This window comes from Johannesbaptistia floridana (assembly GCF_057440575.1).
Genome location: NZ_JALKVM010000003.1, coordinates 25,882 through 38,743, shown reverse-complemented (window position 1 = coordinate 38,743; position 12,862 = coordinate 25,882). Strand labels below are relative to the sequence as shown.

Genomic DNA, 12,862 nt, shown 5'->3' with positions numbered 1-12,862 from the left:
GTAGCATCTACTGTATTTTTTGGACTAAAGTCCAACTACGAACCTCATTTTTAACCGAGGAAAATTCCCTAATAATCTGGTGGGGTGGCGGAATTGGTAGACGCGCTAGTAAAAATATCCTTATGCAAAACCTAGTCTGATTCAGGCCGAAGTATAAGGGTTATCGAGGGGACTAGTAGCTATAAAGTTGTGTAGGTTCAAATCCTACCCCCACCACCATAATAACTAAGCTCATCTCAAGAGTTTAAAAAAGCAATCATGGCTAAAAACTATCAATTCATCAACAAAAATAAACAATATACTCCCCAAAGTCAACCTATTCCCGGTAGGGAAGAGGAAATGATTCAAGGAAGATCTGGTGGTTTTGCCTTTGATGTAGGTATTTGGAGTATGTTACGGCGTTGCTTACTTGTAGGAACAGCGCAAAGTACCTACTATGCAGATAAGCGCGAACTAACGGATGATTTTATCAAAGTAATTGAAAAGGCGATCGCCCTAGACCCCCAGCGAGTAGCTCAAGAAATTGTCTACGCTAGTGATGGGAGAGCGATTAACAATAGTGCGCCTATTTTTGCTCTGATGTTGCTATCTATGGGAGAAGCAAAAGCAGCCAAAAAAGCTTTTATCGAAATCTTTCCCCAAGTAGTTCGTACCGCCAGTCATTTCTACGAATGGTTAAATTATACAAAATCCTTTAGAGGTTTTGGCCGAATCGTTAAACAAGCTGGACGTAATTGGTTATCAAATCCAGATGTGAAGAAACTAGCCTATCAACTGTTGAAATATCAACAAAGATATGGTTTCTCTCACCGTGATGCTTTACGCCTATTTCATCTTCAACCACCCACTGAAGAACATAATCAACTATTCCAGTGGGTAGTAAAAGGTTGGGAACAACTGCCAGAAGAAATTCCCCATCAAAGCTTAGCACAGATTTGGTGGTATGAATGGTTAAAACGCAACCCAGACCAAAGTCATCGGGCGATCTCCCAAGGTAACCTTACCCATGAAATGGCAGCGCCTGTGGGTAAAATGGATAAACAAGCTTGGCAATTACTGTTTAATCAGATGCCTATAGGTGCCTTATTGCGTAATCTAGGTTCTTTAACAGAAATTGGCGTATTAAGAACTGATTTACCTGAAAATCTTGACAGAGTAGAATCTGTACTAAATAATCCTCAACACTTACGTAAAGGCCGAATTCACCCTATAGATGTGTTGAAAGCTCTTAAAACCTATCAATCGGGAGGTAAATTAGGTAGAAGTACCAAAACTTGGCAACCAGTAAGACGTATTGTCGATATCTTAGAAAAAGCAGTAGAACTATCTTTTAACACTCAACCTGCAACAGGAAAAGTATTTTTACACGCTGTAGATATTTCCGGTTCTATGTCTTGTGGTGTAGTCAATTCCGTAGGTTTAACCTGTTGTGAAATTGCTACTGCTATGGCATTAGTTACCGCCAAAGCGGAAAAAAACTATACTATTCGCGGTTTTTCTACTCAGTTTCGCGATTTAAATATTAGCAGCAACGATAGTTTTAGTTCAGCCTTAAAGAAAAGCAGTAATCAAAACTTTGGCGGCACAGATGCTTCTGTAGCCTACGATTGGATGATTAAAAATAAATTCAAAGCTGACATAGTTTGTTTTTGGACTGACAGCGAAAGTTGGGCAGGTTATAAACATCCTAGTCAAGCGTTAAGGGAATATCGCCGCAAGGTCAACCCCAATGTTAAAGCCGTTTATGTAACTTTAGCACCCTATCAATTAACTTTAGTTGATCCACAAGATCCTCTATCCTGGGATTTAGGCGGATTTGACCCCGGTATCCCTCGCTTAATTCAAATGTTGGCTAATGATGAAATTTAAATAATTACTTTTCAGTCAAGAATTAATTTCTTGGCTGTTTTATTTAACTAAAATAGTATAAACTGACTTTAAATGTTAACTTAAATAAATAATCCTCCTAGAGTAAACATGAGAATTTTAGTTACAGGTGGTGCTGGTTTTATCGGTTCCCACTTAATTGATTGCTTAATGTCCCAAGGTCATCAGGTTATTTGTCTGGATAATTTTTATACTGGACATAAACGTAATATTAGTAAATGGTTAGATAACCATAATTTTGACTTAATTCGCCACGATATCACTGAACCGATACGTCTAGAAGTAGATCAAGTATACCATTTAGCCTGTCCAGCTTCACCAATTCACTATCAATATAACCCAGTAAAAACAATTAAAACTAATGTAATGGGAACTCTTAATATGCTAGGCTTAGCTAAAAGAGTAAAAGCCAGATTTCTTCTAGCATCTACATCAGAAGTGTATGGAGACCCTGAAGTTCATCCTCAACCAGAAGAATATAGAGGGAATGTTAATTGTATCGGAATTAGAAGTTGTTACGACGAAGGAAAAAGAGTGGCAGAAACTCTAGCCTTTGACTATCATCGTGATAACAAGGTTGATATTCGCGTAGCCCGCATTTTTAACACCTACGGTCCTCGCATGTTAGAAAATGATGGGAGAGTTGTAAGTAATTTTGTAGTTCAAGCCTTAAAAGGAATACCCCTAACAGTTTATGGTGACGGTTCTCAAACTCGCAGTTTTTGTTATGCTTCAGATTTAGTATCTGGATTAATGAAACTAATGGAAAATGACTACATTGGACCAGTTAATCTAGGAAATCCCGGAGAATACACAATTCTAGAATTAGCAGAGAAAATTCAAAGTATGATTAATCCTGATGCAGAATTGAGTTTTAAACCTCTGCCTCAAGATGATCCAAGAAGAAGACAACCAGATATTACTAAAGCAAAACACTATTTGAACTGGGAACCTCAAGTAAAACTAGAAGATGGGTTAAAATTAACCATACAAGATTTTCGAGAAAGATTACAAAATCAAACAGAGACAGTGAAAACAAAATAATCATGTTTTAAATAATTACGGTTAAAGTATTATTAATTAATTATCAATTCTAAAGTCATAAAATGTAGAGAGGGAAAAGAAAATATGCGTGTTTGTGTAATCGGAACTGGTTATGTAGGATTAGTAACAGGTGTTTGTTTAGCTGAAATTGGACACTCTGTTATTTGTGTAGATAACAATGAAGAAAAAGTTAAACTAATGAAGTCAGGACAATCCCCTATTTATGAACCAGGATTGTCTGAATTAATGCGGAGTTGTTCTCAATCAGGTAAATTACAATTTACTACGGATTTGCAGGCAGGAGTAGAACACGGAGAAATCCTGTTTATAGCAGTGGGAACTCCTTCTTTGCCAAATGGAGAGAGTGATACACGTTATGTTGAAGCAGTAGCAAAAGGAATAGGATCTCATTTACGTGAAGGATACAAGGTAATTGTAAATAAGTCTACTGTACCAATAGGGTCCGGTGATTGGGTGAGAATGATTGTTTTAGACGGTATAAGCGAACGCCAAAAAGTATCAAAAGAAAAAGCAATAGAAGAAATAAATGCAGATTTCGACGTAGTTAGTAATCCAGAATTTCTACGAGAAGGTTCCGCAGTATATGATACATTTAACCCAGATAGAATTGTATTAGGTAGTAACAGCGATCGCGCGATCGCTATGATGAAAGAATTATATCAACCAATAGTAGAACGGAAATACGCAGAAGACCCCTCACAACTAAATATACCAGTGGTAGTGACGGATTTGAATTCAGCAGAAATGGTGAAATACGCAGCTAACGCCTTCTTAGCTACGAAAATTAGCTTTATTAACGAAATAGCGAATATATGCGATCGCGTAGGTGCAGACGTTACTCAAGTAGCCCAAGGCATCGGTTTAGATTCAAGAATTGGTCAGAAATTTCTCCAAGCAGGCATAGGCTGGGGAGGGTCTTGTTTCCCTAAAGATGTTTCAGCTTTAATACATACAGCCAATGACTATGGTTATCAAACCGAGTTACTCAACGCAGCAGTAGCCGTTAATCGACGTCAACGTCTAATTGTAATAGAGAAGTTACAAAAAGAACTAAAAATTCTCAAGGGCAAAACCATAGGCTTACTCGGATTAACCTTTAAACCAGACACAGATGATATGCGCGATGCCCCATCTTTAAATATAATTGAAGAGCTTAACCGTTTAGGAGCAAAAGTTAAAGCTTATGATCCCATCGTCTCCCAATCAGGCTTAAGTCATGGCTTATCTGGCGTATTAATGGAAACAAAACTAGAAATGCTCGCCGATGGCTGTGATGCTTTAGTATTAGTTACCGATTGGCAAGAATTTCTCAAACTTGACTACGAAAAAATGGGTCAGCTAATGAACCATAAAATAATTATAGATGGACGTAACTTTCTTGATGCAAAGAAAATCAAAGCAGCAGGCTTTAATTACGTAGGTGTTGGTAAATAGCTGACAGGGTGACAACTTTTGTGGAAATGAAGGAAGAGGTGAGAGGAATGCACGAATGAGTGAATTTAGAATGACCGAATGCGCGAATTTAAGCAATCATTAACAATAGTCAAGCTAAAAATTAATTCTAAATTCTTCATGTATTTATTCTTCATCGCCCACTTCCTTGTCACCCCTTGAGAGTAAAAAATGAGACTTAATTACTATCAACAAATTCCCCAGTTTAATTTAGAAGTTCGAGAATCTCTATTTAAGGGAAATATTTTATTATATCAGTCAAGTCAAACCAGTTTAGCCTTAATAGCAGAAGTAAAGAAATTAATCGCTGATGTGCTCAAAGTAGAAGATATACGCCACGCCGATACCCTATTAACAGAAACAGTATTTTTTGAGCGCATGGGTAAACTTAGACGACTAATCTACTTAGAAGAACGATACCATAATTATGTGCGGGAACTAGTTAGGGAATGGGGATGCGACCCCAAAAAAGTCCTATTTGACCCCTTTCGACTCAGAATAATTTGCTCTGGAGGTCATAAAAATAATCGCGCGGCACCAGTTTATTTTCCCCACCGCGATACTTGGTACGCCCATCCCCAATCTCTAATTGTCTATTGGTTACCCCTAGATGATTTGCAAGCAGAGGAAACTTTTGCTTTTTATCCTGATTATTTTCAGCAATCAGTCCCCAATAACTCAGAAGTTTTTAACTATGATGACTGGGTTAAAGATGGGCCAGAATTGAAAATTGGCTGGCAAAAACCAGATTCAGGGATAACTGCAATTTACCCGAGTTCACAAGGGAAAATACCACCCCAGTCGTCCCTAAATTTTGCTTGTCAAGCAGGAGAACAATTATGGTTTTCAGGTTCCCATTATCATGCTACTTTACCTCAAAATACAGGCAAAATTCGCTATAGTTTAGACCTGCGTTTAGTTCATGAGGATGATCTAGAAAACCAACGAGGGGCCCCTAATCTGGATAATCGCTCTCACGGTAATATAATTAAAGACTATCTTAGAACCTTTTGAACAGCAGCGATCGCCGAGGCTAATTTTTCTTCCTGACTTCCCGACAGTTTAACCAATGGCCTATTTTGCTGTTTTTGCTGATATAAATTGAAAAACTTTTGGCGGGTGTCGGGGTGATAGCGATGTATATCTTCAACCCAGGGTAAATCATTGTCCATGATTAGATATAAATCATAGTGGCTCTTTTGAGAGGCTTGGATCAGTCCCTGGGGACATTGATTAAATAGAATTTGACACCAAATCGCAGTAGTAAGGATATCAGTGTCACAAAACAGCAGTTTATTCGCTTCTCGGGTTAAAGCTATTTCTGAAGCTTTTTGCCCTTTGGCGATCGCTTCTAAATCCTCGATGTTGAGATTTTTACCTTTGTGGAGTATATAGGAATAGGCGTATTCTGGAACCCCTAGGGTTTGAAAATGTTGGGCTAAATTTTTCACTAAAGTTGTCTTACCTGTTGATTCTGCACCGACAACACAAATCTTTTTCACAAAATACGGTCGCACAACTTCCGGGAGATAATCCCAATTTTTCAGGGGACGATTGCGAATCTCAGTCCCACTAATCGGTATAATTTCACGTCCCATGTTACTAGGGATAAAAGTTGCCCCCAAAATCTCCCCTAGAGGCTGACCATAGTCTTCTCCTGCAAAGACAAAATCAGGGCGATGAGGTAAAATTCTCAAGAGGGTTTCTTGCCAAATTTGCCAGAAATTAGAGTCATCTTCGGGTTTTTGCGGTATATCTTCCGTTAGATGCAGTACAGTAGCTTGGGGAAACATTTCCTTCATCCACTGGAAACGGAGGTCCCCCGGAATAGGTTCACTAGGAAGGGAACAAACCAAAATAATTAGGCGATCTACAAAATTAGCTGCAAACCTGACTAAGTAACAGTGTCCTCGATGAGGAGGCATAAATTTTCCTAACAGTAAACCAATTTTCATATATGGCCAATAGACAGGTAGGGAACGAACAATTATTTTATCTTTTTAGGGTTTGAGTCAAAAGGCTTTGAGGCAACAGGCAAAAGAAGGCTAAGTGTCAATTAGGTAAACAATTCGACAATTTTTCCTAATAATCATGGCTACTGCTATAGTAGAACAAATAACCATTAACTCCTGATTTCTTTGCTTTACTAGTAATGGCAATTGTTATAATTGCCCAAAAAAAAAAGGAATTTTTCTAGCTTTTTCCTTGACAAGGCGTTGCTTTTGATGGTATTCTTAGATAATGGAGATATTGACACTTTTTTTGTAAACGCTAATATTTCCATTATCTAATAAATATATCATAAAAAAAAGGAAAAAGTCAAGAGAAAGCCAAAAAAACAACAGATGAATTAACGGATCTAGTATGAGTTGAGCTTTAGCCCAAAATGGAATTAAGATATTCACCAAACCAGGTCTGATCTAACAGAGGAAATGGTTCATGAAAGTCTCTTTTAAGCCAAGTTAAGTCAAAATGCACTCCTGTAGCGGGGAATAAATCCAAACAACGATTAAAAGCCAAATAAACTAGAGATTGCTCAGGATCTAAACATCGGTTATGGCATCTTTTTCTCCAGGCTTCTGGGTCTTCTAGTTCTAGTTTAATCCCGTATTGCTGTATAGCTGCAATTAATTGAGTGAGTAAGAGGTTTTCAGGATTAGCAAGATGATAAGTAGAGGCTTCACCAGTCAGGGATAGTGATACCATGGCATGAGCAGCATAGTCCACGGGGATTAGATTAAGGGAGAGACTCGGATCAAAGTCATGAGGAATTGTTCCCAAGGATTTTACCCCTCTAATAAACATACTCAAGAAGTTGCGATGAGAGCAGTAACCGCTTTGAGTATCACCTGTTAACAGACTAAAACGATAGTTTTTAAGCTCACAAGCTGATGGCGGGATTTGAGTTAACAGATATTCGGAGGCCCATTTAGTTTGAGTATATCCCCCCTTGATCTGTTCTGCTTCCGGGAGATGATCGCTTTCATAGATTATCTGGTTATCTTCTCCCCTAGGAAGCAATACTGAGAGACTAGAAGCATAATTGAGTTGTTTGCTTTTACCCTCACAACTGAAACGTAATATTTCTTTGGTACCATTAACATTAGTCCCTCGCAAGGTTGCATAGGGATGGACCATATTTACCCAAGCGCCGCAATGATAGACCTTATCTATGGTTTCTATTAATATATGCCAATCTTTAGGACTCAAACCCAGCAATGGTTTACTTAAGTCTCCTAAAATTGCTTTAATTCTGGGATTATTGTTAGGTAGTTTGGAGGGGTTGCGCACTAAACAGTAAATTTCTGCCTCGGTTTGCTGTAATAACTGTTTAAGCACATAGCTACCTAATAATCCAGTGGCTCCTGTTAACAAGATTTTGGTTAATTTTGAGGGTGGAGTTATACTAAATCCGTTTATTAAATATCCTTTAGAAAAAAGCAGGGAGCAGGGAGACCGGAGCGGGGAGAGACAAGCTTTCAGCGTTTCCGATAAGTAAAAAGATAGAGAGGTTTTGTCAACTGGATTTGGTGTTAAATAGGGTAAACGCCAATCTGGTTGAAAAGCTACATCCTGTTTTAACCATTGGGAGGATTTAGCCTCAAATGTATGCTGAGTTTGGGCTTGCTGGGCGATGGTAGGATGTTCGACTAGGATTGAAGGGGAAGAAAAGACTAAACCATGTAATTCGGCTTCTAAGAGCAATTTAATGGCAACTAGAGAGTCTCCCCCCACTGCAAAAAAATTATCGGTAATTCCAAAGTTGTGATGACCTAATACCTTGGCCCAAATATCCCATATTTTTTGTTCTAATTCGGTTTTGGGGAGAATTTGCTGGGCTATATTAGACGGTGTTAGGGGCAATTTAGCTAGAGTTTGATAATCGATTTTTCCTGTAGCTGTTTCGGGCATTTCCTCTAGATATTCAATCTGAGTGGGAATCATCCAAGCAGGTAATTGCTTATCAAGAAAGCTGATGAGATTAGCCTGATATTTAGCAGTCACAAATGCCATTAAAACCTCAGAAGTACCAGAATAAAGAGGACGTTTTAAAACAGCAGATCTAAGAATAGCAGGATGTAGCTTAATCTTAGCTTCAATTTCTTCAGGTTCGATTAATTGACCCCGTAACTTAAACTGGCGATCCAAACGACCAACAAAGGCGATCGCCCCCTGATTTAATTGTTGAACGCGATCGCCGGTACGATAGTAGCGCTTACCCTCTATTTCGACAAATTTTTCAGCAGTTAATTGGGGGAGATTAAGATAGCCTCTACTAACACCAATGCCACCTATATAGAGTTGATTATCAATGATTTTATATTCTACTCCCGGGAGAGGATCGCCAATTAGGGGTTGTTCCCAGGAGGTGCGATCGCAGACACAGAGACTGCTGCACACCGTAGTTTCTGAAGGACCATAAACATTAATCACCCGAAATTTTTCGGCCCATTTACGCACAATATTAGGAGAACACACCTCACCCCCAATAATAATGGTTTGTAAGCTAGGGGGCATTTGCTCAGGAGTTAAAATTGACAAGAGAGAGGGGGGAATATCTAAATGGGTAATTTGACGTTGATGCAAAATCTTAATTAATTCTGGTCCATGTTTAAGCACGACTGGAGACTCTATAACTAAAGTTGCCCCTGATAGCAAACTCACCCCTATATCCGAAACAGAAGCATCAAAAGCGATGGACAGATAAAATAAATAATTACTCTCTAGGGTAGTCTGAAAAGCGGCAATCTGGGCCTCAATAAAGTTAACTATTCCTCGATGTTCTACCATCACTCCTTTTGGTTGTCCAGTGGAACCAGAAGTATAGATGACATAGGCAAGTAAATTACTTTGAAGGGGGTAAGGATTCGGTTTAATCTCAAGGGGTAAAGGCAAGTCTTGGACTGTTAAAATATGTTTAATATTAGCATCCTGTTGAATAAAATTTTGATGTTCAGGGGGAAAAGAAGGTAACAGAGGAACAAAGGCGCAACCTGCATACCATACCCCTAAAATAGCAGCAATATAGTCTGCTGATTTTTCCAGAGATAGACCAATGAGGGTTTCAGGGGGATAATCTTGTTGGCGCAGTTTTTCCCCAATTGCCACGGCTTTTTGTAGCAATTGAGAATAGGTGATTTTTGTGCCTAAATCGATAATAGCGACGCCTTCTGGGTAACGCTCTACTATTTCTAAAAAACGAGTCCAAAACATTGAATTATTTTTTCTATTCCCTATTCTAGTATCAAGTAGCGCTATAGTTGTTATTTTTCCATAATATCAATTATTCTTAAGCTACTTTTGTATCTAAATTGAACTGTGAAGACAAGGGAACAGGGAGTTCCCTAAAAACGACAACTTATGTGTCCTAATAGACCTGTCTGTTGCTATACATTTTCTGGTTTAGCAGCGATCGCTAAGCAACGGGGAGAGGTGTGGCGCTCAAATACTTCTCCCTGAATACTACCATAAAATCTAACCTTCGTAAAACCTGTAGTTTCTAACATCCCTAAAATTTGCTCTTGGTCATAAAGCTTAGCACCACCGCCTTGATTTTCATGGCGTTTTCCTTCAGGAGTCACACAAGTCCAAGTTTTGTAAACCATATTAGTATTTGGGTCTAAATAAGACTCCCAGATGGTTGTATAGCCATTTTTTTTCTCTTGATGTTTAATTCTGTTACTAGTAGCAAACTCTCCCTTGACTTGCTCAGAATTTTTATAGTCTAGGGCAAAATAACCTCCTGGTTTTAAAGCTTCATAAGCACGCTTGAACATGAGTATATTAACCTGGTCATCAGTGCTATAACCAAAACTAGTCCACCAATTAATTACCCCTTCACAAAGCCGATCTGGTTTAAATTCATAACTATTACCACAATAAAATTCACAGTCTAGCTGCTCTTTTTTGGCTTGAGCGATCGCTTTTTGAATATAACTTTCTATCAAGTCAACTCCAATAATTTTTATCCCTTTTCTAGCTAGGGGTATAGCAACATCCCCCAAACCGCAACCTTGATCAAAGACAGTATCTCCTGGTTTTAATTGCAGTTTCTCCTCTAAAAAAGTAACTATAGCTGCGGTTTGTGCTGCTGTTCTTTGTAAGCAGTGTTGGGCAAAGATATCATCATAAAATTGTTGGTGCCAAGGTTCTGGTTGCATGGTATAAATCCTATAATTTTAGGCGATCGCCTAAAATAGCTGTGGTTAAGATCATCATTAAAGCTGGTTCCATGGCTTGACGTTGTTTCATGGTTAACTGAGGTAATTTTTCTAGGAGTGCTAAAACTTTATCCTGGTCAAAAAAGTTAAGATTTTTAAAGCTTTGACTCCTGATTATATCCTGAATAAAACTATCAAGCTTTGGAGAGGAGTAACAACTTACTGGAGGAGCCATAAAAGGATGCTTTTGGCGCTGATAAATCTCTTGATTAACTAAAGGTTTAACAGTTTCCCTCAAGATATATTTTTCTTGGAAGTTTTTAATTTTTAAATCAACGGGCATAGTTCTCACTAGCTCAAATAAATGATGATCTAAAAAAGGTAAACGCCCCTCAATTGATTGGGACATTTCCATCCCATCCCCTAAAGTTTTAAGGATATAGTTAGCTAAGGCTAGTTTGGTCCATAAATAGAGGGATTGATTGACTCGATGTTTCCCTAATAGCTGCTTCTCTACATCCACAGTTTTAATTAGTTCACCATAACAGTCTATCTGCTGAAAATCCGCTTTATAGCTATCTGAGAGCAAGCTATTTACTCTATATCCTAAAGCGGCTTTAGCTGCTAAAAAACTGGGCACAAAACCAAGATATTTCTCTATAGCTTGGGTTGATAACTGCGCACCCTCAGCAATTTGTACGCCCTGAGAAACTAGATTTTCAGCAAAAAGTTGTAAATAATTTAAACTATTATTACTATTAGACCCTAACTTTAATAAATCCAGACGTAGATGAGGATAACCAGCAAAGACTTCATCAGCACCTTCTCCCGTTAATGCCACTTTAAATCCAGCTTGGTGAATTTTTTGGTTTAAGATATATTTAGCCGCAAAATGTCCATTTATTCCTAAACCTTCGCTGTAATATACAGCTTCTGGCATTTGTTCTACTAGGTCTTCTTGACTAACATTAATAATCTCTAAGTTAGCATGAACATGAGCCGCCATTTTACGGGCGATCGCTGCTTCATCATAGGAGTTATGATTAAAACTAACCGTAAAAGCTTGACAGGGTTGATTAATAATTTTAGAAGCTACAGCCAAGACAGCGCTGGAGTCTATTCCGCCACTTAAATGAAAACAAACGGGCACATCAGCTTTGAGACGTAGACTCACGGCTTCAAAAAACTGTGATTCTAGTCGTGTTTGCCATTCTCTCTCAGTATAAACTGCTGTCTGTGCTTCCGGTAGGTAATTAAGGTCCCAATATTTAAAAATTTTTACGGCACCATTTTGGGCAATTAAAGCATGACCTGGTTGGAGTTGTTTGACACCCTCAAATAGAGTGCGATCTTGAGGCAAATATTGCAGGTTAGCAGCATGAAAATAGGCATAGTTATCCCAAGCTGCCGGGATACCCATAGCAAAAAGGGCCTTAGCTTCGGAAGCCAGATAAAAGCCATCTTGAGTTTGAGTATAACATAGGGGTTTAATGCCGAAGCGATCGCGTGCTGCCAATAATCTTTGTTGATGGTCATCCCATAAAATAAAGGCAAACTCACCGCCACAGGTTCACTATAGGCAGCTTGTTGAAAGGAGATGGATGCAGGGATGGGATAAACTACTGCGGCAGGTACGACTATATACTCTGAAAAGGCCCCATGGCGATCAATACCTAGCATAGTGGTGTGTTGACAATTATCTTGCCTCCTTGATTGGCAACTAGGGCATTTTTGACAAGGAATAATAGGCATTACGGTAACGCGATCTCCCTCTTTTAAGCCTTTTGCTTGGCTGCCTATTTGTTCAATTATCCCTGAGAATTCGTGGCCTAAAATTACTCTGTCTTGGCTTTTGATTTGTCCCTGTGCTACATAGATATCAGTTCTACACAAACCTGCACATTGAACACGAATGAGTACATCTTCGGGGTTTTCAATCTTAGGTTGGGGTAGATTACTGATTTTGACGCTTTGACCGTCTTTTACTATAGCTTTCATCTAGAAAAAAGTCTTAGGTTTGACTAGGGCTAAGGACCACTAAGTTTATTGTAGCATGGCAGGGGCGATCGCCTCATACCAAATCCGGTTATGAAATAGCCCTATCTAGTAATTGTGGTAATCTTTCGGGGAGAGTATCACCCTTTGGTTCTATTTTTTGATGATAGTATTTTTTATAGAAGTTTTCCATCAACTCTAATAAATATTCTCCTAGTTTATATAATTAATAGATATACTATTGCCAGAATTAGAAATAAGTGTTCAACAAGTTTTTCAACAAGCAGGTTTAGCTTAATATA

The 12,862-nt window shown here is 38.6% G+C and carries 8 protein-coding genes, 1 tRNA gene and 1 pseudogene; 5 read left to right on the top strand and 5 right to left on the bottom strand.

The window, feature by feature from the left end; translation table 11 throughout:
- The first annotated feature begins 78 nt into the window (after positions 1 to 78).
- The 5 genes from MW688_RS00200 (at position 79) to MW688_RS00180 (ending at position 5,418) form a co-directional block, all read left to right on the top strand.
- A tRNA-OTHER gene (locus MW688_RS00200) sits at positions 79 to 219 on the top strand.
- Between the two features lie 39 nt (positions 220 to 258).
- Positions 259 to 1,869, top strand: a complete 1,611-nt coding sequence (locus tag MW688_RS00195; RefSeq protein WP_486733885.1) for a TROVE domain-containing protein — start codon at positions 259 to 261, stop codon at positions 1,867 to 1,869.
- A gap of 108 nt (positions 1,870 to 1,977) precedes the next feature.
- Positions 1,978 to 2,931: a UDP-glucuronic acid decarboxylase family protein gene (locus MW688_RS00190; RefSeq protein WP_486733884.1), complete on the top strand. Its 954-nt coding sequence runs from the start codon at positions 1,978 to 1,980 to the stop codon at positions 2,929 to 2,931.
- 84 nt (positions 2,932 to 3,015) lie between these two features.
- Positions 3,016 to 4,386: a UDP-glucose dehydrogenase family protein gene (locus MW688_RS00185; protein WP_486733883.1), complete on the top strand. Its 1,371-nt coding sequence runs from the start codon at positions 3,016 to 3,018 to the stop codon at positions 4,384 to 4,386.
- A 189-nt stretch (positions 4,387 to 4,575) separates the two neighbouring features.
- On the top strand, positions 4,576 to 5,418 hold the full coding sequence (locus MW688_RS00180; RefSeq protein WP_486733882.1) for a hypothetical protein: 843 nt from the start codon (positions 4,576 to 4,578) through the stop codon (positions 5,416 to 5,418).
- Here MW688_RS00180 and MW688_RS00175 read toward each other — a convergent pair.
- The 5 genes and pseudogenes from MW688_RS00175 to MW688_RS00155 all read right to left on the bottom strand — a co-directional run.
- Complete coding sequence (locus MW688_RS00175) at positions 5,400 to 6,359, bottom strand: AAA family ATPase (protein ID WP_486733881.1); 960 nt, start codon at positions 6,357 to 6,359, stop codon at positions 5,400 to 5,402. The genes MW688_RS00180 and MW688_RS00175 overlap by 19 nt on opposite strands.
- A 421-nt stretch (positions 6,360 to 6,780) precedes the next feature.
- Positions 6,781 to 9,618 carry a non-ribosomal peptide synthetase gene (locus MW688_RS00170; protein WP_486733880.1) on the bottom strand — a complete coding sequence of 946 codons (2,838 nt, stop codon included), beginning with the start codon at positions 9,616 to 9,618 and terminating at the stop codon, positions 6,781 to 6,783.
- Between the two features lie 173 nt (positions 9,619 to 9,791).
- A complete protein-coding gene (locus MW688_RS00165; RefSeq protein ID WP_486733879.1) occupies positions 9,792 to 10,565 on the bottom strand; it encodes a class I SAM-dependent methyltransferase in 774 nt (257 codons plus the stop codon).
- Positions 10,566 to 10,575: 10 nt separating this feature from the next.
- The gene (gene asnB / locus MW688_RS00160) at positions 10,576 to 12,081 is read right to left on the bottom strand and encodes an asparagine synthase (glutamine-hydrolyzing) (RefSeq protein WP_486733878.1); all 1,506 of its coding nucleotides are present in this window, start codon (positions 12,079 to 12,081) and stop codon (positions 10,576 to 10,578) included.
- 101 nt (positions 12,082 to 12,182) lie between these two features.
- Positions 12,183 to 12,563 (bottom strand): annotated as a pseudogene (locus MW688_RS00155) (alcohol dehydrogenase catalytic domain-containing protein); the annotation flags it as partial.
- Positions 12,564 to 12,862: the final 299 nt, after the last annotated feature.